Raw genomic sequence first — 22,748 nt, forward strand, 5'->3', positions numbered from 1 at the left:
TTTCTGTTTTAACCTCGGTCAGATCTATACTTAAGGCCATTTTGAGTGATTTTGAGACATTTGATATGACACCAGTGGCTAAAGTTGCCGAGGTAATTTATTACAACGGCACTATCTACACGGCAGATGCGGCAAACAGCGTTTGTAGTGCGTTAGCGATAGGGCAGGGATACGTTCTTGCCGTTGGCAGTGATGAGCAAGTGCTTGCACTGGCAACAGCGGAAACTGAGCGTGTCGATCTGCAAGGCAAAATGATGATGCCGGGCCTGATCGACAGCCATATGCACCCGTTTTGGGGCGGCAAGCAGCTCAAGGGCTGCAGTTTGCATTATGCCGCGCTGACGGCGGAGCAGACATTACAGCGTATTCAGGAACATCTGGATAAATACCCGGCTCTTGATGATAACGAATGGCTGACGGTTCGCGCCTGGCAGCGTCAGGCGATGATCCCAGTGGGTGCGGATATGAGCCGTGAGTTACTGGACACCCTAAATACCCGCCGCCCGGTAGCGCTGTTTTCTAACGATTGCCACACATTGGCGGCCAATAGCCGTGCATTGGAAATGCTGGGTATCGATGAAGATACGCCGGTACCGCCCGATGGCAAGATTGCCCGTGATGCCAACGGCAAGCTGACCGGCATTTTGGAAGATGCACCGGCAATGCGTGCTTTTGACAGCATCCCTTCAGGTACCGCAGAACAGAACGTACAGGTAGCGGCCCATGTGCAACAGGTACTGCACTCGCAGGGCGTCACTACGGTTATGGACACCCGCGTATTTGCCGAGCAGCTTGAGGCTTTCTCCGCGCTGCGTGAACGTGGTCAACTGACATTGCGTGTCCTTGGTGCCAAGGAAGTGACGCCAGACAGTGTGCAAGGGCCGGAAGATGCTGCCCGAGCGGTGCAGGAAGTGGTGGCCTTCGCTGAGCAGTGGAGCGATACAACCTGGACACCACAGGCAGGCATTGCGGTTGATCACCTCAAGCTGTTTGTCGATGGCGTTTTGCAGCCACCAACCATGACGGCCGCCCTGCTGGAGCCTTACCGCGAACACCACGGTGCCGCAGAGGGTGAACGCTATGGCGATCTCTACTTCACCACCCCGGTGTTGAATGCGCTGATCGTTGAGTGTGGCCGTGCCGGTTTGCATCCGCATACCCATACGGTAGGGGATGGGGCGATAGAGCAGGTGCTGGATGCGGTTGAACTGATGCGTGCGGCTTGCCCAGGCAAAGATATCCGCCCTGGTCTGGCACACAACGAACTGGTCGCAGCTCATCAGTATGCCCGTTTCGCTTCTCTGGGGGCTACAGCGGTGCTTTCATTCCAGTGGGCGGGTTTACCGGGCGTGCTGATTGATGAAGAACGTGAAATGCTGGGGGAGGCACGCTTCCCACATCTGGAGCCTGCGGCTCGCTTCCTGGATGCTGGTGCGCGCTTGGCTTATGGCAGTGACTGGCCGATTGACCGCTTGGATGAGTGGTATAACCTGCAGGTGGGTATGACCCGCCGAGCCTGGGACAGTGAAGGGAACCCAACCGGACCACGTCTGGATAATGACCGCAATTTGACGCTGATTGAAACGTTGCGAGCCGCCACCATTGACGCGGCTTACATGATTGCCAAAGAGCAGTACATTGGTTCGCTGGAAGTGGGCAAATTTGCTGATGCGATCGTGCTGCACCATAATCTGTTCGAGCAGCCAGCGGAGAAGATCTACCAAACCCGCATCGAGCGGACATTGGTGGGTGGTCAGATTATTTATCAGGCTTAATGGTTATCTGAAACTTGAACGAAAGCGGTAACTCATTTACCGCTTTCATCGTTAATGAAACAATAAATCAACGAGTTGGGAACCCTCTCGTTACCTATAGACGTTTGTTCGGGCTAACGCCGATTGTTAGCTATCCCGGCAGCCTTTCTTGTGCCAGAATTCGTGCCTTGTTATTTTCCGCAGCAAAAAATAGCCTATTGGGATTGGCCCTAAATGGAGCTGAGCTGCGCCAGGAGATGATACGGCAATGCCGCAAAATATTCAGTTGCAACGAGTTCTTAAAACCCCCGCCCTGGTCGCGTTTGGTCTCGCCTACATGGTGCCGCTGGGCGTATTTACCACCTACGGTCAGGTTACCGTTTTAAGTCAGGGCCATTTGCCCGTCGCTTATCTGGTTACCATCGTTACCATTCTGTTTACCGCGTTAAGCTATTGCCGAATGACCAACGCCATGCCGTTGGCAGGGTCGGCTTTTTCTTACGTACAGCGCAGCTTTGGCGGTAAAATCGGTTTCCTGGTGGGGTGGGCGCAGATCCTCGATTATCTGTTCCTGCCCATGCTTAACTATCTGGTTTTAGGTATCTTCTTGCACGAGGCATTCCCGTCGATCCCTGCTTACGTGTTTATTCTTACCGCCATCGGTAGCGTGAGCGCACTGAATATTCTCGGTGTTCGCCTGTTGAACTCGGTCAACTTCACGCTGATCGCCCTGCAGATGGTTTTTATCGTGCTGTTTATCGTGCTGTCGTTCAGCCAAGCCGATCTTAGCCCTGAGGCGTTGATGAAGCCGTTGTTGGTTGATGCTGGTGACTTCTCTGGCCTGATTGCTGGTGCTGCGGTGTTGTGCCTGGCATTTCTGGGTTTTGATGCCATTGCTACCATGGCGGAAGAGGCCAATGACGCTAAACGCACGATACCGCGTGCGATCCTGATTACTGTTATCAGTGCCGGCGCCATTTTTATTGCGGTGTCTTATGCTGCGCATCTTGCGTATCCAGATTGGCAGTCACTGATCCCCTATCAAGATACCTCCAGCCTGATTATCTCCGAGCACGTAGGCGGTAAGTGGATGTACAACTTCTTTATGGCCACCTACCTGACCGGGGTATATGCCTCCTGCATGACGGCGCAAACCGGCGTTTCGCGTATTTTCTACGCCATGGGGCGTGAAGGGGTATTGCCGCGCAAGGTGTTCTTCCATCTTCACGCGCGTTTTCGTACCCCTTGGCGAGCTATCGTATTTGTGGCCATTGTTTCCCTATTGGCACTGTGGATGGATCTCGGCATGGTGGTGTCGATGATCAGTTTTGGTGCTTTGGGGGCGTTCACTTTCGTTAACCTGAGCGTGATTAAACATTTTCTGATAAACGAAAAACGCCGTGGGCTCAACGCCATGTTCAAATACGGTTTGCTGCCGCTGGTGGGGTTCTGCATGTCGGTGTGGCTGTGGGTCAATCTGGATCCAGAAGCGCTCAAGGTGGGCCTTACCTGGCTCTTGGCAGGCTTTATCTATCTGCTATGGCTGACCAAGGGGTTGCGTCAGGATCCTCCCTCAGTCACCCATGACGATATTGCCCATCTGTTGGACTAAGTTTTACTGAAGGTTCTATCAAGGCATCCCAGTCGGGATGCTCAGACCGCTGACAAAGCCTGTTATTAGGGAGAGCGTGCCGATGGGGTCGTAACGGCGTAAGCCGTCGGAGCGCCCCTCGGTGCGCTAGGCCCGTGTATCTCGTGCTAGCAGGCAATTTTGTCATCAACCTCGGCATCCCTGTCGGGGTGCCTTTTGTTTTTCAGCCTTTCTGCCCATCAATACAACTGAGCAGTATGTTGAATGCCGCTGCCATCTGCTCTTCGGGAACGCAGGCAAAACCCATCAGCAGACCGCGCCGGACGTTGGGCAACATGTAATAACGAGATAGCGCACGTACCAGCACCCCTTTTTCGTTGGCTGCGGTGGCAATAGCAACATCGTCGGCATCATCTGGCAAGTTGAGTACCAGGTGTAACCCTGCATTGCTGTTGAATTCGCTAATCGCCTGTTTTCCCAGATGCTGTTCAATCAATCCGGTAAGAAAAATGCGTCGTTTGGCATACAGCAGGCGCATACGGCGGATATGGGCCGCATAGTGGCCTTCCTGGATAAACTGAGCCAAGGCGGCCTGAATGATCAGGTGACCACCGCGATAAAGTTCGGCATGGGCTGTTTTCAACTCATTGGCTAACGGTTTGGGCAGCACCACATAGCCCAGTCGCAGTGCCGGGTAGAGAGTTTTACTGAAAGTACCGATGTAGATCACCGGTGGATCCGTTTCCAGCCCCTGCAAGGCCGGGATCGGCTGGCCTGAAAAACGAAACTCGCTGTCATAATCATCTTCCACGATCCAGCCACCGGCAGCACGGGCCAATGCCAGCAGCCGTTGCCGCCGCGCCAGACTCATCACCGAGCCCAGAGGATATTGGTGTGAAGGGGTAACGAAAATCAACCGAGGCAACCTTGTGGGTTGTTCAGGCGGGACCATACCGGCTTCATCCACCGCCAAAGGGCAAATATTTACATCGTTCATCCGCAAGATATTGCGGATCCCCCAGTAGCCAGGCTCCTCGATCCAGGCCTCATCACCCGGATCGCACAGCATGCGGGTTACCAGATCGAGCGCCTGATGGATCCCTTCGGTGATCAGGATCTGTTCCGGTGCACAGCGTACCGAACGTGATACCCGCAGATAGTCCACTAATGCGAGCCGCAGCTCCGGGCTACCCCCTTGATTGCTATAGGTTAAGCGCTGCGACGTGGGGCGGCGGCTGATGCGTGCCTGTATCTTACTGAAAATATGATGCGGGAAAGCGTTCACGTCCGGCACGCCGGGAATAAACGGCCCCCACTGCTTCGGGCTGGCACTGGCGTGATGCAACAGTGTCGCTCCCCGCCGGGAGAGCTCAATGCGCCGCTGTTCACCATAACCGCTAATCGGGTGGTTGGTGGTGGATAAACAACTATCGGGTACCGTTTCTGCGACGAAGGTACCACTTCCCTGCCGGGAATGGACATATCCTTCCGCCAGCAATTGTTCGTAAACGGTTAAAACCGTGTTACGTGACAGACCAAGCTCCTGTGCCAGATCGCGCGACGCCAGTAAACGGCTGGAAGGAGGCAGGCTGCCATCCAGAATACTGGTACGAATAGCGTTATATAACCGCTTATGCAGCTTGTCATCGGTCTGTTCACCGAGGCGTTGTAGCAATAGGTCACCACTTAGTGAGCGCAATTGGATCCCTCAATTAATCGTAACTGGCACTAGATTATAGGGCCACATCCTGTGTAAATAAACGTTATTGTTTCAAACTTGTGAACGAAATTGACGGCTGACACTGTCCGGAGAGAACAAAATGAAAAATGCAGAATTGAATCAACGTCGTTTGGCTGCCACCCCGCGTGGGATTGGCGTGATGTGTGGTTTTTACGCAGAACGCGCAGAAAATGCCACCCTGTGGGATGTGGAAGGTAATGAAGTCATCGATTTTGCTTCGGGCATTGCGGTGCTCAATACCGGGCATCGTCACCCGAAAGTGATCGCCGCCATTGAAAAACAACTTCAGGCTTTCACCCACACGGCTTACCAGATTGTCCCCTACGAAAGCTATATCTCGCTGGCCGAGCGCCTTAACCAGCGTGCGCCGATTGAGGGAGCCTGTAAGACCGCCTTCTTCACAACGGGCGCTGAAGCGGTAGAGAACGCGGTGAAAATTGCCCGCGCATACACCGGTCGCCCGGGCTTGATTACTTTTGGCGGTGCCTTCCATGGCCGTACCTACATGACTATGGCGCTGACCGGTAAGGTTGCTCCGTACAAACTGGGCTTTGGGCCGTTCCCTGGCTCGGTGTTCCACGGCCAATATCCCAACGCGCTGTATGGCGTGAGCACTGAAGATGCCATCAACAGCCTGGAGCGTATCTTTAAAGCCGATATCGATCCGAAACAGGTCGCGGCGATTATTTTGGAGCCTATTCAGGGGGAAGGTGGCTTCAATATTGCTCCTGCCGACTTTATGCAGGCACTGCGTACGCTGTGCGATCAGCACGGTATCCTGCTGATTGCCGACGAAGTGCAGAGTGGTTTTGCCCGTACCGGCAAGCTGTTCGCAATGGAGCACTATGCAGTGAAGCCGGACCTGATCACTATGGCGAAAAGCCTGGCGGGTGGCATGCCGCTGTCTGCGGTTGCTGGTCGTGCTGACGTGATGGACGCTCCCGCCCCTGGAGGGCTCGGTGGCACCTACGCTGGTAACCCATTGGCCATTGCGGCCGCGCTGGCGGTGTTGGATGTGATCGAAGAAGAACAGCTGTGCCAGCGTTCGCAGCGTTTAGGACAGCAACTGGTTGAAGTGTTGCAGCAGGCGCGGAACCACTGCCCGGCCATTGTCGATATTCGTGCTCGCGGTTCAATGGTGGCGGTGGAGTTCAACGATCCGCAGACCGGCAAACCATCACCAGAGTTTACTCGTCAGGTACAGCAAAAAGCACAGCAAGAAGGGCTGCTGCTGCTCAGCTGCGGCGTGAACGGTAACGTGATCCGTTTCCTGTATCCGCTGACTATTCCTGATGCACAGTTTAATCAGGCGTTGGCGATCCTTTCCCGCGTACTGAACCAATAAGGAGCGATAGCCATGAAATTGCAAAATCCCGACTTGTTGCGCAGCCAGTGTCTGATTAACGGTGAATGGTGCGATGCCATTAGCGGTAAACGTCATGCGGTGATCAACCCGGCGAACGGTAAGCAACTGGCAACGGTTCCACTGGTGAGTGCGGAAGAGACGCAGCAGGCCATCAATGCTGCGCAGCAGGCGCAAGTCGGCTGGAAGAAACTGGCGGCCAAGCAGCGCTCAGTGCTGTTGCTGGCCTGGGCCGATAAAGTGATGGCCGCACAGGAAGATCTGGCGCAGTTGATGACCGCCGAACAGGGTAAGTCTTTGGCGGAAGCGCGCGGGGAAATTGCCTACGCCGCTTCGTTTATCACCTGGTTTGCTGAAGAGGCCAAACGTATTGACGGTGCCGTATTACAGGCACCGCAAACCACCCAGCGTTTGGTGGTGGTCAAGCAGCCAATTGGTGTTTGTGCGGCCATTACGCCATGGAATTTCCCGGCAGCGATGATCACCCGCAAAGCAGCCCCAGCGTTGGCAGCGGGTTGTACGATGATCGTCAAACCGGCAGAACAGACACCGTTGACCGCGTTGGCACTGGCCAAACTGGCACAGGATGCTGGTATCCCTGCGGGGGTGCTGCAAGTGGTCACTGGCGAAGCGGCACAGGTAGGCAAAGTGCTGTGCGACAGCCCGGTGGTGCGCAAGCTGAGTTTTACCGGCTCGACCGAAGTCGGGCGTATCCTGATGGCCCAATGTGCGCCAACGATAAAAAAACTCTCTCTGGAACTGGGCGGCAATGCACCAGTGATCGTCTTCGACGACGCCAATCTGGATGCTGCCGTTGCCGGGATTATGGCGTCCAAATTCCGCAACAGCGGTCAAACCTGTGTTTGTGCCAACCGTATCTATGTGCAAGACGGTATCTACGAACGTCTGGTGGAGAAGCTGGTGGCTGCGGTTGAACAGTTGAAGGTAGGCGATGGTTCAGAGGAAGGGACCACTCAAGGGCCGCTGATTGACGCTGATGCGATAGAGAAAGTGCAGAGCCATATTGATGATGCGCTGATCAAAGGGGCGCAGATCGCCACTGGCGGCCAGCCACATGCGCTGGGCCGCACTTTCTTCCAGCCCACGGTTGTCACCGGCGTAACTCAGCAAATGCGTTTTGCCAAGGAGGAAACCTTTGGCCCGGTAGCTCCGCTGTTCCGTTTCCATGATGAGGCCGAAGCCATCGCCATGGCTAATGACACCGAGTTCGGGCTGGCGGCTTATCTGTTTACCCAGAACGCCTCTCGCCAGTGGCGTGTTCCAGAAGCGCTGGAGTACGGCATGGTAGGCATTAATACCGGCCTGATTTCCAACGAAGTTGCCCCCTTTGGTGGCATCAAGCAATCAGGGCTCGGGCGTGAAGGATCGCGCTACGGGATAGAAGAATATCTGGAGTTGAAATACCTGTGTATCGATGTAGGCGGTTAACCCCCTGGACTTTAACATTTCCCGGTAGCCTATGCTGCCGGGTATCAAAGGATGAACCATGTCTTCCGAAAATACCCTTATTTCTCCGGCGGTTGCCGCCGGGGAGCGGGCACCTGCACCCGCCAAATCACTGAGCTTCCTCGAAGGGGTGGCGATGATTGTTGGCACCAACATCGGTGCCGGAGTTCTCTCCATTGCCTATGCTTCAAGTAAAGCGGGCTATCTACCTCTCATGTTCTGGCTGGTATTGGTGGGCTGCCTGACCACTATCACCATGCTGTATGTTGCCGAATCGACTTTGCGTACCCGTGAACATCTCCAGTTGAGTGGACTGGCTCGGCGCTATGTTGGCGGCTTCGGTTCCTGGCTGATGTTTGCTTCGGTTTGTGTCAACAGTGTAGGAGCACTCACCGCCTACATGTCTGGCAGCGGCAAATTGTTGCAATCCCTGTTTGGTATCTCCCCGGCGTTAGGCAGCCTGCTGTTTTTCATCCCGGCAGCGCTGGTGCTGTATCTTGGTCTGAAAGCGATTGGCCGCGGCGAGAAGTTCATCAGCATCGGCATGGTGGTGATGCTTGCGGTGCTGGTTGCCGCCACGCTACTGAAAGACACCACACAGATGAGTAACCTGCTGGACGGTGACTGGCGCTTTATGGTGCCGGTATTCAGTGTGGTGGTGTTCTGTTTCTCTGCTCAATATATTGTGCCAGAGATGGCCCGTGGTTTTTCCGATAAACCCGAGCAACTGCCGAAGGCCATCATCGTTGGCATGGTAATAACCTTTGTGCTGTTGGCAGTGGTACCGATGTCGGTGATCGCGCTTAGCGGGTTGGACAATATTTCAGACGTCGCGACCATCTCCTGGGGACAGGCGCTAGGGCAATGGGCGTTCTTCTCTGCCAATATCTTCGCATTGTGCGCCATGCTGACCTCTTATTGGGGTCTGGGCGGCAGCTTCCTCACTAACATTTTCGACCAATTCAGATTGGGGAATGATGAACAACCCTTCCGCCGTTTCGGCGTACTGCTGCTGGTGGTGTTACCACCGTTTGCGTTGGCTTACAGCGGGTTGGTTTCATTCGTCAACGCGCTCTATTTCGCAGGGGTATTCAGTGGGGTGATCCTGTCGATTATGCCAATGCTGATCCTGCGAGGGGCCCGCGAACGTGGCGATCAAACCCCTCTCTGGCAATGTAACTGGATCACTCATCCGGTACTGCAAGTGAGTATTGTGCTGCTGTATCTGGGCAGCGCCGTCTATGCTATTGCCGCGCTGTTTGGTTATCTGCCTGCCGGTTGGTGATCCAGGCGGATGACAAAGTACTTTTTTAGTCTGAGATACTCGGGCCTAGCGCACCGAGGGGCGCTCCGGCGGCTTACGCCGCTACGACCCCTTCGGCACGCTTTCCCTAATATCTGGCTTTGTCAGCAGTCTGGCAGCATAGGTAGCGTTGTTTCTCCATATTGAGAACGGCGGCGTCGTGGCCGCCGATTTTTTAACCGCGCATTTTTTCTGGCAGTTTTAGCCATGCCTGTACCGAAGGACGCAACCACTGTTTTTGTGCATAGTGGCAAAGCGCCTCGGGTACGTCGTCACCGTGCATAACCAGCCGGTTGAGCATCAGAGCCAAATCAGTATCGGCGATACTCCACGTCCCAAATAAATGATCCTGACCATGGCTGAGCAAACTTTCCGCTGCGGCAATCAGTTTCTTTGCCGCCTGTTCTGCCGCAGCACTCAATGGTGCAAATTTACCAGCCTTGAAAATCACCTCGGTTGAGCGCTCTGCTCTTAGGGCCAGCAGATCGCTACGCAGCCAGGCTTGTATTTCACGGGCTTTGGCACGCTGCTTAACGTCATGGGGATAGACTGGATTAGCGGGGTGGATCTCTTCCAGATATTCATCAATGGCCGAGGATTCAGAAAGCTGGAAATCATTGATGACCAACGTTGGCACCCTGCGAGTTAACGAGAGCGAGCCGTAATCCTGACCCTGGTTTTCCCCTTGTGACAGATCCACTGGCTTAATGGTAAAAGGAATGCCTTTCTCCGTTAGCGTAACAAAGACTGACATGGCATAAGGGCTATAAAAATTGGCATCGGTATAGAGGACTGCGGCAGATTGGTTCATAGGTGCTCCTGAGGATGAGGGGCTTGGAATCATTGGCCTGCAGCGGAATAAAATCAAGCTGATATACCGCAATAGCCGATGATAAATAATAATGGTGCATTAGGCGCAATAATAACTGCCGCCTAACCTGCCATTATTCAGGCATCGTTGACTAATATGATCCCCAGCCGGTCGATCAGTCCGACGATTTGCTGGCTATCCAACTGCACACCTTCCAGATCAACCAGGCGGATATCCAGTTCCCCCAGTTCAGCGCCCGTGAGATTGCAGTGATTGAAAGTGGCACTGCGCCAGTCAAAATGGTTGAACTCGCCGCCAGAGAGATCTGAACCCAGGAACGATGCGCCCAGCACGTTGGCACCATTCCAGCGGTTTTCCCACAGTTCGCATTTCTCCAGTACCACCTTGGAGAAGTTGGCATAGCTCAGGTTGCTTTTGATGATGAAGGCGCTGCAAAAATAGGTGCGTGCTGAAATCATATTCATAAAATTTGCCCCACGAAAATCGGCACCTTGAACCTTAGACTCGCGGATTTCCAAGCCGAGAGCCTGGGTGTTTCTGAAATCGGCCATGGAAAGATCGCAACTCTTGAAGCTGGCATCTTTGAGTACCGCACGGTTGAAAGAACAACCGAGCTGTGTTGCTTCGTCATAGAAAAAACAGCCGATAAATTGCGTATCGGTGAGATCGGCACCGGAGAAATCACAGTTCAGGAACTTGCCGTTGGTAATGGTCTCACCACGGAACCGGTCGCGCTCAATTTTGGCGGATTGCAGATGTAGTGTGGGCATTTATCACCTGTTTTTTTATACAGTCCATGGGGATAGTACCTGAGGATAATGGCTCAGGGAAAGCGTTTTAGATGACAGAATATTTAAGTGGTATCGCCCTTCAACGTGCTGTTGCTATTCTCATCAATACCTTGCAGAATAAGTGCGCATAAGCATCATTTGAAACGTTGTTTCACTTCCTTCCTGCAGGCCAGCCTTGAACCTACATACGCTGTTGCGCCAGAGCGTTGCCAAAACGCGTTGGTATACCAAACGAAAAAGTTATCGTGTGCTTTTCTGGCGCGAGATCACCCCGCTGGCGATACCTATTTTTCTGGAAAACACCTGCGTGCTGTTGATGGGGGTGTTCAGCACTTTCCTGGTGAGCTGGTTGGGCAAAGAGTCAATGGCGGGAGTGGGGCTGGCAGACAGTTTCAACATGGTCATTATGGCTTTTTTTGCCGCAGTAGATCTGGGTACCACGGTGGTGGTGGCCTTCAGCCTTGGCACCCGCGATCGCAAACGTGCGCGGGCGGCGGCGCGTCAGTCTCTGGTACTCATGACCCTGATCGCCCTGTTCTTGGCGGTGGGGATCCACTTTGCCGGGGAGCAGATCGTGGATGTGATCGCCGGTGAGGCCACGCCGGAAGTGAAATCGCTGGCCCTTTCCTATCTGCAAACTACCGTATGGAGTTATCCGGCGGCAGCCATTGCATTAATTGGCAGTGGCGCGTTGCGCGGTGCAGGCAACACCAAGATCCCGCTGTTGATCAATGGCGGCATGAATATCCTCAATATCCTGATCGGCAGTGTGCTGATCTATGGCCTGTTCGACTGGCCGGGTTTGGGGTTCATTGGAGCAGGATTGGGGCTGACCATTTCCCGTTATATTGGCGCATTTGCCATCATTTACGTGTTGATGGTGGGGGTTAACCCGGCACTGCACATTAGTCTCAAAAGCTATTTCTCACCCTTGAACAGCAACATCCTGCGCGATGTTCTGGGGATTGGTATCCCTGCCAGCATCGAATCGGTGCTATTCAACGCAGGCAAATTACTGACACAAATGTTTGTCGCCGGGATGGGCACCAACGTCATTGCCGGTAACTTTATAGCCTTCTCAATCGCCGCGTTAATCAACCTGCCAGGTAACGCCTTGGGTTCAGCTTCAACCATTATCGTTGGCAAGCGCTTGGGGAAAGGACAAATTGCCCAAGCGGAACAGCAATTGCGCCATGTGTTTTGGCTAGCGACAATCGGCTTAACCGCCGTTGCCTGGGTAACGGCCCCGTTTGCCGGGTTTATTGCCTCGCTGTATACCCAAGAAGAGGATGTCAAAGAGGTGGTCAAAATCCTGATCTGGCTTAACGCTGCATTTATGCCTATCTGGGCAGCCTCCTGGGTATTACCTTCGGGGTTAAAAGGGGCTCGCGATGCCCGTTTTACCATGTGGGTTTCGATGCTGGGCATGTGGGGCTGCCGTGTGGTTGCCGGCTACATCCTGGGGATCATGCTTGGAATGGGGGTTGTTGGCGTCTGGCTGGGTATGTTCTTTGACTGGGCGGTTCGCGGAGCCTTCTTCTATTGGCGCATGGTCAGTGGGCGCTGGCTGTGGAAATATCCGCGCCCCAGCAAACAACCGCCGCTTTCGCCAAATGAGTCACAATCTGGCTAAAGACGCGGAGGCCGAATAGTATCAGTCCATTGTCGATAGTTACCTTTTAATGTCACACTGAGATCACGACATATGAGCTAAAGGCCGTATCATGGAAGGATTGGTTTTGCTGGCTGGCTTGGCGTTACTGCTTTGCCTGGTGGTGTTACCCATTTTGGTTGTGGTATCTCTTGGGCGTGGTAGCCGCAATCAGCGGGAAATTACTCAACTCACCCACACCATCACGCAGCTGCAACAGCAGGTAGATAGCCTGATGGCGAGCAAAGCCGAGCTCCCGCAGGTGGCATCGGTTGCCGAGGCACAACCGTTGGCAGCAGTGGAGAGAGTGGATAACCTCATCCAGCGGCCTTCAGTCAGTACCAATGATAATCCTGTTGAACCTCCCCCAGTAGTGGTATTGCCAGAGATGTTTACCTCTACAGAACCAAAAACTCCGGCAGCTTGGCCCCCCGCTAGCGATTCCCCGAAGAGTGCGAAAAATGAGCTGTTCAGCGGGCTTTTTACCTGGTTTATGCAAGGCAATCCGCTGGCAAAACTGGGGATCCTGTTGCTGTTTTTCGGCCTGGCTTATCTGCTGAAATACACCGTTGAACGCGACATGTTGCCTATAGAGTTCCGGTTGATCGGTGCGGCGGCGGTAAGCGGTATTTTGCTATGGTTTGGCTGGCGTTTGCGGCTTAAACAGACGCTTTATGCATTAATCTTGCAGGGTGGTGCCGTTGGCGCACTCTATATCACCGTTTTTGGCGCTTTCCGGCTTTATCAGTTATTACCGCACCTGCTGGCATTCGGGCTGATGTTAGTGATCTGCGCCGCCAGCGTGGGGCTGGCTGTGTTGCAACGGGCCCTCAGTTTGGCCATGCTCGCCAGCCTGGGCGGCTACCTTTCGCCATTGCTGCTTTCCAGCGGCGGTGGCAGCCATATTGCGCTGTTCTCATACTATCTGTTGCTTTCATTAGGTATTTTGGCGGTCAGCATCTGGCAGCCATGGCGCCCCCTTAACCTGTTGGGCTTCATTTTCTCTTTTGGCGTTGCCGGGCTATGGGGCGCGGAGAATTATCAGCAGGAATACTACCTGAGTTGCCAACTATTCCTGATTGCCAATATGGTGATTTTTGGTGTGCTGTGTCTGGCTTTGACCCTGCGTGCGCGTCTGCCGGGTGAGAAGATTATTGACGGCACACTGCTGTTTGGCCCACCGTTGATCGGTTTTGGCATGCAATACCTGATCACCCAACAGTGGGAGTTCGGCCCGGCGTTTTCTGCATTGGGCTTCGGTTTGGCGTATCTGTTACTGGCTTGGCTCGCCTTGAAGCGTTATCCGGCATTGGGCAAGACACTGTCTGTTTCCGGGCTGGCGCTCGGCGGTGTGTTTACCACCCTGGCGATCCCCCTGGCTCTGTCTGCTCAATGGACATCAATGGCTTGGGCGCTGGAAGGTGTGGGTATTCTTTGGCTGGGACGCACACAACAGCAAATCCGTATGAGCCTCAGTGGTTCCGGACTGCTGGTTCTGGCCCTGGCTTCTGCGGTGGTGGCCCAAGACATGGGCATGACCACGCTGTCGTTCACGCTGGTGTTTGCCATATTGGCGTTAAGCTGGCTCACCGTGGCATTTCTCTGGCGCGATCTGGCAACCAGTCCAAATTTACGGCTGACAGTGAGCCGTGCTTTCCTGGCCGGAGGGATTTTTCTCTGGCTCGTCTGCTTAATGGGTTTCACCTCGCGGTTGGATCTTGCCGCCGATCGTGCTGCCTTCCTGGCACTGCTGTTGCTGACGCTATCCGTGGTGCTGTGGCGCAAGGGCGCGCAGCGGCTGGCCTGGCCCGAGTTAGGTTATAGCATTTGGTTATTGTGGCCGGGCATGCTGGCTATGTTGCTATTCCAACTGAGCACTTTTGACACTTTACTGGCGGCAGGCTGGCTGGATCTGCTCTGGTTGCCAGTTCTCTGCGTGGCGTATTGGATGCTGAAGCGGGATGCGGCGCAGCTGCGCTTACTCCGGTTGGAACAAGGGTTACACCTTTCACTGTTCTGGATGGTACTGCTGGCTCTGGGGTATGAAGTCTATTGGCGCACCACCCGGTTGCCATGGGGGATGGATGAGTGGCAGCTTGGCCTGCAGATGGGATTTATCGCGCTGGTTATCCTGGTAACGCAGCACGCCCTACGCAAGCGATACTGGCCGTTTGCCGCGCACCGCCAACTGTATGGTGCCATTGCCATGGCACCTCTGGCGGCATTGGTGCTATTTCTGCTGCTGATGGGCAATCTCCTCGATGGCATTAGCATGGGTTGGCAGTATTTGCCGTTAATCAATCCACTGGAAGAGGGGGCTGGTTTTGCGCTGTTGGCACTAATAACCCTGGGGCGGTTTGTGCGGGGAGAGTATCCGCAATATTCCCCGTGGCTGAAGCGGGCGTTGCCGCTGTTGACCATGGTCATTCTGTTCTGGTGGGGCAACGGCGCACTGCTGCGTGCATTGGCCTATTATGCGGATATTCCTTGGCGTGCCGATGCGTTGTGGGATTCCCGTTTGGTGCAGACTACCTTCGCGTTAACCTGGATGCTGGTGGCGCTGATTATTATGGTGTGGTCAACCCGCCAGCGGCGGCGAGAAGCCTGGTTTGGTGGTGCCGCCTTGTTGGGGATCGTGATTATTAAACTGATGCTGGTGGACAGTGCACGCGGTGGCGGCTTGGCACGGGCAATCTCGTTTATCGGTGTCGCCATACTGGTTTTGATTGTGGGCTATTTTTCCCCACTGCCTCCCAAAACGGAACGTGGCAAGGAGCCAAATATGGAAAGCGAACGAGGGGATGTATGAAAGTAAAACTGAAAGGTTGGTTGTTGCTGAGTTCGCTTTGTCTGGCTGGTACTGCGGGCGCAGCTATAGAGCAACCGCAGGATTTTGCCTATGGCATGCCGTTAACCACTGAAAACAGCCTGCCGTTCTTCAGCATAGAGCTGCCTGAGGCGGTATATGTGGAAAGCGCATGGCCGGATATGCGCGATGTTCGCGTCTTCAACAATCAGGGGCAGGCGGTGCCATTTGCCCTAACGGCGAATGTCACCACGCAACATGACAGCCAAACTTTCCCCCTGCGCCTGTTTCCCATGAATGGCGAAAGAGTGGATAAGCAGGAACATGGAGTGATTTCCTTGAAATCGGCTGGTGGGGTTGAAGTAACCTTACCGGTTGATAACGGACAGGAGGTTGGAAGAACCTTTTTGCTGGAGGTTCCTCAGAGTGAGGGCCGTTATCCCCGTTTGACCCAGTTAAAACTGACCTGGGAGCGGTTGCCTGAAAACTGGCAGGCTCGTGTCAGTGTGTTGTACAGCAACGATCTGAAACAATGGGAAAGCGGTATCGATGATGTGCCTCTGATGGATCTGGTTTCTGGTAGCGATCGGCTGCTGCTGGATACTCTCGAACTCGATAGTGGGGGGAGTTATTCCCGTGCCCGTTATCTGTTGCTGGTGTTCAACGATGCCAAAGCGGTACCAGACCTGAAAATTCAATCCGTGCAGGGGATTGCCGCTTCCAGCCAAACGCAACAGCAAAGGATTGCTCTGTCATTCAGTCAGCAAGCCATTTCTGCCGGGGAAGCGGAATATACCTTGCCGAGCCCCCAGCCGTTGAACGCTATCAGCATCAGCCCGACACAGTACAATACCGTGTTACCACTGGAGATAGAGTATCGCAGTGCGGCCAATGACCCTTGGCATCCTCTGGCCAAGCAGGTGGTATATTCGGTGAATGGGCGTACAGCGGAAGCGATCCCGCTGAATGGCGTACTGGTGCAAGGCATCCGTTTGCAGGGGATTAATCAACAATGGGGCGAGCATTTGCCAGCCGTGACTGCCGAACGTGACAGACAAACGCTGGTTTTCAATGCGCAGGGCAGTTCCCCGTTCCTGCTGGCTTGGGGAAATAAAACCGCTCAGCCTCAGGCGATCCCGCTGGATACTCTTATCCCGCCAGCATTGCGTGAGTCTGTGTCTGCTGATGCGCTGCCTCAGGTTGGGCTTCAGGCCCAGGTAACTTTAGGTGGTGCCGAACGGCTGAGTGCGGTGGATGCCGGCGAGGAAGCGAGCCAGTGGAAGAAAGGGCTGCTTTGGCTATTGCTGGTATTGGGTGCAGGCGCTCTGGTGCTATTGGCCCTGAAACTGTGGAAAGAGATCCAGCAAAAGGCGCAGTAGAATGGGGGCGCAGTGGTATCCCTCTGCGCCCGGGTTTAAGCGTCAGCCACGCCACACGGGATAGCATTCTTCACTTATTGCCCAGTGAGGCTGACGCGGTTTTACACCTACACCGCCAATCCATCTCTCCTGTGAAGCATAATCAAGCCAGTAAGCCTGACCATGAAGGATCTGATGGCCTAACGGAGTCAGGGTTAATGAGCGATAAGGTCTTTCAAGATCGGTTTCTGACTCTGTGATGAGCGGATTTTCTGCATCAATTAATGGCCTCAAGGCTGCGTAGAACATCAAATCGCCTAAATGGGGTAACGGTTCGCGTTTCGCGGTCAGTTCTGCGAATACCCTGCCACAAGTGACCGGCCCCGCTTCGGCGATATACTGCAATGACAAACGCTCTGTCAGCGACAAGCCATGGCGAATATCAGGCAGTTCCTGCAGTTGCCTCAGTAGCGCGGGTGCCAAAAAAGGGAGGGAAGCGTGTTGGCTGTGAGCAATCTGCGCCAGGTTGACTGGCGATCCACTGCACAAAGCTAACCATGCCTGTTGCGCCAGTTTAAGGGCGTCTTCACCAATCGGGCGGCGCTGTGGCCACAGCCATGCCAGAACGTCCGGCGACAGTTGTCCAATGCCGATAAAACGTTCGACCCCAGGTACTTGCGCGACTTCTATCAATTCTAGTTTGCGTGGCAAATTTTTAATGCTGGCCAGCAAGCGGATCAGGAAAAGTTGGTCATAAGGATCGGCCTCGCACCACAGTACCGCATGGGGTGTGGTATCTAAAGTAGGCAGATGGATGTATTCCTCATCAAACCGACGCACCACATCTGCCATTTCCATCTGAAAAGCCTGACTGATGAAACGGCTCCTGAGCGTTCTGTATTTTTCATAGGGCAGATCCTGAACGGGCGCCATGCACAAGGGATCTGTCATAACCCGAAAATTCCCCCTGAAACCGGCAACGCGCAGGCTGTGCTCGATATCGTTGCCACAGCGCCAGTGAGTGGCACTGGCTTCATCATCAGCCGCAAAATTGGGATGACGTGCGGCAAAATCGATTGATTCCACATGCGCCTTTAGCTTGGGCCAGTTACTGAATCCCAACTCTTTGGCGATCAGCCATTGTGCATCAGCAAGACTAACCGAATCGGAGGGATTGAGGCGGCGCAGGAGAGCGCATTTTTCCGGCTCAGAGCCTGCTTTGAGGCGACGCAGAAGTTCCTTGGCACGTTTACGCTGTTGCTCAAGATTGATACGGCCATCGGTATTACGGGCAGATAACTTTGACATACGAGCTCCTGATCGGCACCTTTTATCCGCATTCAGGTTGGGAGTCGTAAAATACGATATCAGGCTGTATCGCTCAATTGCCAGCGGCGCTCACGTGCAATTAAGGGACACAGCCTAATTGGAGTCACCACCTGCAGATTGATAGTTTATTACCGAAAATAATATTATCCTGAATCTGCATTGTTTAATTCCCTTTAATACAATGAGTGAATGCCAGAGTACGCATTGTATTAAATTAAAATGTTATTAACAGCTTTTTATACCCTTCATACTTCAAATTGCTTGGTTGTTGGCTGCGTTACTCGGCCCATGTCGGGCCTCGCCCCTACGGGCCAGCGCAAGCGCTGTTCAAAAACGCATTGCGTTTTTGTCATGCAACTCGAATTATTTAGAGTATATAAACATAAAGTGGTTTCTTTGCTTTTAATGATCTACCTAACTTTCGTTAAAAGTGAGAATAATCCCATAATAATGACCGAGGAATTCTTAAATTATTCAGCGAAGCTTATATAATTTAATTTCAATAAGCGGGATTTTGTGCACAGAACCTAAATGGTAAATGATGATATATTCAGAAGGTTTCAATGTCGTAATTCATGAGAATTATCTTGGAATACTTTACAGACACATGATGTGTCTTTTATGCGGGATGCATATTTAATACTAACGGGATTTATGATGAAAAAGATAGTTGTTGCTTTACTTTTGACAGGACTACTGAGTGGGTGTGAGTCAATGAAAGGCGCTGCCAGTTCAATGACTCAGCAAACTGGGGGAAATGAACTTCCGGAAGCCTCGGCTGGATACCAACCTGCAGCGCAGCTTCCTTTCCCTAAGGAGCGCGTGTTCCAGGCAGCTCTTGATACCCTGGATGACTTGAGAATTACCGTCCTGACTGAAAGTAAGGATGCTGGACGTATCACAACGGATTATGTTGCAGGTCCAACTCAGGTTGTGGCGTTCGGTCTGTTAGGCGGCAATAGTGTTCGCTACAAATATACAATATCAGTAAAGCAGGATGGTAAAGCCAGTAAGCTGACGGTTACGGCTTTCCTTGAATCATCTGGCAACAAGGTTCAGTCATGGAGAGATGTTTCAGCAGATAACCAACAGATAGTGACGAATCTGCAGAATTTCTTAACTGAAAAAATAAGTAAAAAATTAGGTATGTAATAAGACATACTCTAAATAATTCAAGTTGCATGCAGGCGGCAAGTTTGTGAGTCCCCAGGTTCATAGATAACTATGTGACTGGGGTGAAGAGGCGCAGCCAACACACAGGCAATTTGAAGTATGATGAATATATCGGTACATTTGCCATAATATGGCAAATGTACTTAATTCTGTAGTAACCGAAATAATCTAGTTATTACTCCTGTCAACGGCTGGTTTTTTTCATACATGGGGAAGATGGGCCTGGCGTATGAATGCATACCAAGAACCCTTGTGCCTAATATCAACTTAGGTCATGCAGTGCTTTATTTGCCGGCGGGGTCAACGCAATATCCAGAAAATCCACTGATAATCCGCTACGTTCAGGTGTGCAGCACATTACACCGATTTTTGCAGCGCCCGCTGGAAAATAGCATAAACGTAGCAGCGGCCAGTGATAGCCATCCGATGAGTACTGCAATCTCAGACTGTCACCTTTGCGGGTCAGCCGCAGCCAGAATTCATGCGGGTTGCCGGTAAATATACCCGTCGCCCAGTCTGAATGGCCCAGCGTCAGCACGCTGCCGATTGCTGGAGTACCGTCGTTGAATTCAATACCCGCTTTTAACCAGTGCCGATCATCAGCCATAAACATGATCCCGGCCTGATCATACAGCGTGTGGAAGTCTGCACAGACTTTCACCTGAAAGGTGAAGTCCTCGGGTACCTCGGTGGCGAAAATATGCCCTGAAAAGCGTTCAAATCCATACCAGGTATGGCGCCAGAAGTCGGTTTTATCATCCGTGACAACGCTTAATGTGCCGTCTTCGCACTGCCATTGTTTTGGTTCATTAATCCAGTGGTAAGCATCGAACATTGGCTCTCCTACGGTTTCGTTCGGTTGCCGCCTATCTGCAACTTGAATATGCCTATTAAATAAAGCGCCCGAGAAATGCCTGGGTACGCGGATGCTGTGGCTCGACCAACACCTGCTGAGGCGTTCCGGATTCGATCACATATCCCTGATCCATAAACACCACGCGATCCGCTGCCTCGCGTGCAAAACTGATCTCGTGGGTCACGACAATCATCGTCAAGCCTTGCAGGGCAAGGTCGCGCATCGTTGCCAGCACCTCCCCCACCAGTTCGGGGTCGAGGGCCGAAGTCGGCTCATCAAACAGCATCAGTCTGGGCCGGATCGCCAACGCGCGGGCAATCGCCACCCGCTGCTGTTGGCCGCCAGAAAGATGACGCGGGTAGGCATCGGCCTTATCGCTCAGCCCCACGCGATCAAGCAGTTCCAGCGCATACTGAGTGGCTTCTGCGCGGCTCTGCCTGTGTACACCTATCGGTGCCTCAATGATATTTTGCAGTACTGTCATGTGCGGATAGAGATTGAACTGCTGAAACACCATGCCGATCTGGCTACGTTGGCGAGCAATAGCCCGCGAGGAAAGTTTGTGCAGATGAGTCCCGCGTAACTGATAGCCAATCTGCTCATCGCCCACCATGATCGAACCACGATCCATCTCTTCCAGGTGATTGATGCAGCGCAGTAGCGTCGATTTTCCCGAGCCGGAAGGCCCGAGGATCACCACAACCTCGCGGTTGTAGACTTCGAGGTTGATCCCTTTCAGTACCTCGTTATCGCCATAGCACTTATGCACATCGCGGACCACCACCAACGGAGAGTCAGTCTTATCGCCATACCCTGTCATATCTGCTCTCCGTTGCTCTGTGTTATCGACCGTTCTTCCGCCTGCGGGCGTTTCTTATTGGCTACCACTGCCCGCGTCGTTCCCCGCGCATAGTAACGTTCAATCGCCGACTGGCCCACATTGAGTAAAGAAGTAATAAACAGATACCAGATAACCGCAACCATCAGCATGGGGATGATTTCAAAGGTGCGGTTGTACACTGCCTGCACGGAATAGAGCAAATCACCCATCGCGATAACGCTCACTAACGAGGTTGCCTTGATCATACTGATCAACTGGTTACCCGTCGGCGGCACAATCGCCCGCATTGCCTGCGGGATAATGATCCTGCGCAACGCTCGGCTGCGGCTCATGCCAAAAGCTTGTGTCGTTTCAACCTGCCCGGCATCAACAGAAAGCAAGCCACCGCGAATAATCTCAGCCATATAGGCTGCCTCATTCAGCGCCAGGCCAGCAATGGCGGCGGTTAACGGGGTGATCAGATCGTTGGTGTTCCAACTGGCCAATTCCGGCCCGAAGGGGATCCCCAAGGTGATCCTCGGAAACAGCGTGGACATGTTGTACCAGAAGATCAATTGCACCAGCAGCGGCGTGCCGCGAAAGAACCAGATATAAAGGCCGGCTGCGGTGCGCAGCAGGCCATTGGCAGACAGCCGGGCGATCGCCAGCAGCAGGCCGAGGATCGTCCCTAATAACATGGAAACCACGGTCAATCCCAGGGTAACGCTTAACCCGGTCATGATGGTGTCTTCGGTGAACCAGTTTACGACAACGTGCCATTCAAAGTTTTTATTGGTCGCGACTGCCCAGATCACATTGGCGGCGATCAGGATCGCCAGGATCCATGAAACGCGCCGCCCATAACTCTGCGGCGCACGTGCCAATTTAACATCGCGAAGATGAGCATCCGCTTGCGTATAGCCAAGCCGTGCGGACACAGGATCGCTATGCGTGCTTGGCTTGCTCATTACTTGTCGCCTACGGCAATATTAATCCCCGGGACCTTGAGCATATTACCTTCCAAGTGCCATTTTTTCATGATGGCCGCATAGGTTCCGTTATCGAACAACTCCTGAAGCCCTGCCAGCAAGACTTTGCTTAATGGAGAATCCTTCGGCATAACCATCCCCTGGTAGAGATCGCCAAAGCCGTTGGATTGCCCCTGACCACTTAGCTCAAGTTCGCCATTGGACAACGACACAAAATAGGTCAGTGGAGCCTGAGAGGAGAAGAAAGCGTCGGAACGCTTCGAGCGCACCGCCAGAATAGAGGTTGGCTGATCGGTAAAAGACTGAATAGTCACCGCCGGTTTACCTGCTTCGGTACATTTTTCCGACTGTTTATGGATCACCTGTTCTGCCGAGCCACCGGACATTACGGCAATGCGTTTGCCACAGGTGTCATCCAGGGTATTAATCTTCTGTGGGTTACCTGCCTGGACGGCAAATACCACAAATTCTTGCACGAAATCGATAAAGTCGTTTTTAGCCTGCCGTGCAGGGAAGTCACCAACTGGCCCCATCGATAACTGATAACGGCCAGACTGAATACCACTCAACAATCCGGAAAGCCCACTAACCGAAGCATGCTCGATTTTAACGCCAATCACCTCACCCAAAGCCTGGGCTAAATCGGCACTGGCCCCCTCCATTTGATTGGTACCTTTGATGATCTGGTAAGGAGGGAAAGAGCCGTTATTAACGGAAATCATTTTTCCAGCCGTTTGGATCTCTTGGGGCAGCATTGCGTGTAATTCGGCATTTTTCTTTTGGGTTGGAATAGGCGTGCTCTCATTGGCAAAGACTGGAACGGCCAGCAATGCTGAGATTAATAGGCTGAGTGAATATAAACGATGGCGGATCATTTGAACTCCCTTGCACAAAAGTAAGATGTTATTCCATTTATAGGCTGTG

The 22,748-nt window shown here is 53.1% G+C and carries 17 protein-coding genes; 9 read left to right on the plus strand and 8 right to left on the minus strand.

Going from position 1 to position 22,748, the window contains the following annotated elements; translation table 11 throughout:
- Positions 1-65: 65 nt before the first annotated feature.
- On the plus strand, positions 66-1,775 hold the full coding sequence (locus SAQUA_RS02795) for an amidohydrolase (protein WP_380677590.1): 1,710 nt from the start codon (positions 66-68) through the stop codon (positions 1,773-1,775).
- A 247-nt stretch (positions 1,776-2,022) separates the two neighbouring features.
- Positions 2,023-3,366, plus strand: coding sequence for an APC family permease (locus tag SAQUA_RS02800; protein WP_380677592.1), 1,344 nt, complete (start codon positions 2,023-2,025; stop codon positions 3,364-3,366).
- Between the two features lie 202 nt (positions 3,367-3,568).
- On the opposite strand, the gene SAQUA_RS02805 is transcribed toward SAQUA_RS02800, so the two are convergent.
- Positions 3,569-5,044, minus strand: a complete 1,476-nt coding sequence (locus tag SAQUA_RS02805; protein WP_380677594.1) for a PLP-dependent aminotransferase family protein — start codon at positions 5,042-5,044, stop codon at positions 3,569-3,571.
- Between the two features lie 121 nt (positions 5,045-5,165).
- Here SAQUA_RS02805 and SAQUA_RS02810 point away from each other — a divergent pair, with 121 nt between their 5' ends.
- From SAQUA_RS02810 to SAQUA_RS02820, 3 genes are read left to right on the plus strand one after another with little or no spacing between them, the layout of a single operon-like run.
- Positions 5,166-6,431, plus strand: a complete 1,266-nt coding sequence (locus SAQUA_RS02810; RefSeq protein WP_380677596.1) for a 4-aminobutyrate--2-oxoglutarate transaminase — start codon at positions 5,166-5,168, stop codon at positions 6,429-6,431.
- 12 nt (positions 6,432-6,443) lie between these two features.
- On the plus strand, positions 6,444-7,898 hold the full coding sequence (locus SAQUA_RS02815; protein WP_380677598.1) for an NAD-dependent succinate-semialdehyde dehydrogenase: 1,455 nt from the start codon (positions 6,444-6,446) through the stop codon (positions 7,896-7,898).
- A 58-nt stretch (positions 7,899-7,956) separates the two neighbouring features.
- Entirely contained in the window at positions 7,957-9,201 is a 1,245-nt protein-coding gene (locus tag SAQUA_RS02820) for an aromatic amino acid transport family protein (RefSeq protein WP_380677600.1), read from the plus strand.
- A gap of 193 nt (positions 9,202-9,394) precedes the next feature.
- Here the strand turns inward: SAQUA_RS02820 and yfcF are convergent, their stop codons facing one another.
- Positions 9,395-10,030, minus strand: coding sequence for a glutathione transferase (gene yfcF, locus SAQUA_RS02825; RefSeq protein ID WP_380677602.1), 636 nt, complete (start codon positions 10,028-10,030; stop codon positions 9,395-9,397).
- 137 nt (positions 10,031-10,167) lie between these two features.
- Complete coding sequence (locus tag SAQUA_RS02830; RefSeq protein WP_380677604.1) at positions 10,168-10,821, minus strand: Qnr family pentapeptide repeat protein; 654 nt, start codon at positions 10,819-10,821, stop codon at positions 10,168-10,170.
- A gap of 196 nt (positions 10,822-11,017) precedes the next feature.
- Between SAQUA_RS02830 and SAQUA_RS02835 the strand changes: the two genes are divergently transcribed.
- The 3 genes from SAQUA_RS02835 (at position 11,018) to SAQUA_RS02845 (ending at position 16,678) form a co-directional block, all read left to right on the plus strand.
- Positions 11,018-12,475 carry an EmmdR/YeeO family multidrug/toxin efflux MATE transporter gene (locus SAQUA_RS02835; RefSeq protein ID WP_380677606.1) on the plus strand — a complete coding sequence of 486 codons (1,458 nt, stop codon included), beginning with the start codon at positions 11,018-11,020 and terminating at the stop codon, positions 12,473-12,475.
- 91 nt (positions 12,476-12,566) lie between these two features.
- Positions 12,567-15,302, plus strand: coding sequence for a DUF2339 domain-containing protein (locus tag SAQUA_RS02840; RefSeq protein ID WP_380677608.1), 2,736 nt, complete (start codon positions 12,567-12,569; stop codon positions 15,300-15,302).
- Positions 15,299-16,678 (plus strand): DUF3999 family protein, encoded by a 1,380-nt coding sequence (locus SAQUA_RS02845; RefSeq protein WP_380677610.1) that lies wholly within the window; start codon positions 15,299-15,301, stop codon positions 16,676-16,678. The genes SAQUA_RS02840 and SAQUA_RS02845 overlap by 4 nt, the downstream gene beginning before the upstream one ends.
- 42 nt (positions 16,679-16,720) lie before the next feature.
- Here the strand turns inward: SAQUA_RS02845 and SAQUA_RS02850 are convergent, their stop codons facing one another.
- On the minus strand, positions 16,721-17,965 hold the full coding sequence (locus SAQUA_RS02850) for a DUF1835 domain-containing protein (protein ID WP_380677612.1): 1,245 nt from the start codon (positions 17,963-17,965) through the stop codon (positions 16,721-16,723).
- A gap of 675 nt (positions 17,966-18,640) precedes the next feature.
- Between SAQUA_RS02850 and SAQUA_RS02855 the strand changes: the two genes are divergently transcribed.
- Positions 18,641-19,138: a hypothetical protein gene (locus SAQUA_RS02855; RefSeq protein ID WP_380677614.1), complete on the plus strand. Its 498-nt coding sequence runs from the start codon at positions 18,641-18,643 to the stop codon at positions 19,136-19,138.
- A gap of 283 nt (positions 19,139-19,421) precedes the next feature.
- On the opposite strand, the gene SAQUA_RS02860 is transcribed toward SAQUA_RS02855, so the two are convergent.
- From SAQUA_RS02860 to SAQUA_RS02875, 4 genes are read right to left on the minus strand one after another with little or no spacing between them, the layout of a single operon-like run.
- Entirely contained in the window at positions 19,422-19,994 is a 573-nt protein-coding gene (locus tag SAQUA_RS02860) for a DUF1349 domain-containing protein (RefSeq protein WP_380677616.1), read from the minus strand.
- Between the two features lie 55 nt (positions 19,995-20,049).
- Positions 20,050-20,835, minus strand: a complete 786-nt coding sequence (locus SAQUA_RS02865) for an amino acid ABC transporter ATP-binding protein (RefSeq protein ID WP_380677618.1) — start codon at positions 20,833-20,835, stop codon at positions 20,050-20,052.
- Positions 20,832-21,803 (minus strand): amino acid ABC transporter permease, encoded by a 972-nt coding sequence (locus SAQUA_RS02870; RefSeq protein ID WP_380677620.1) that lies wholly within the window; start codon positions 21,801-21,803, stop codon positions 20,832-20,834. Before SAQUA_RS02870 ends, SAQUA_RS02865 begins: the two co-directional genes overlap by 4 nt.
- Complete coding sequence (locus SAQUA_RS02875) at positions 21,803-22,699, minus strand: ABC transporter substrate-binding protein (RefSeq protein WP_380677622.1); 897 nt, start codon at positions 22,697-22,699, stop codon at positions 21,803-21,805. The genes SAQUA_RS02870 and SAQUA_RS02875 overlap by 1 nt, the downstream gene beginning before the upstream one ends.
- Positions 22,700-22,748: the final 49 nt, after the last annotated feature.

The sequence above is a fragment of the Serratia aquatilis genome (assembly GCF_044865145.1).
GTDB lineage: Bacteria > Pseudomonadota > Gammaproteobacteria > Enterobacterales > Enterobacteriaceae > Chania > Chania aquatilis.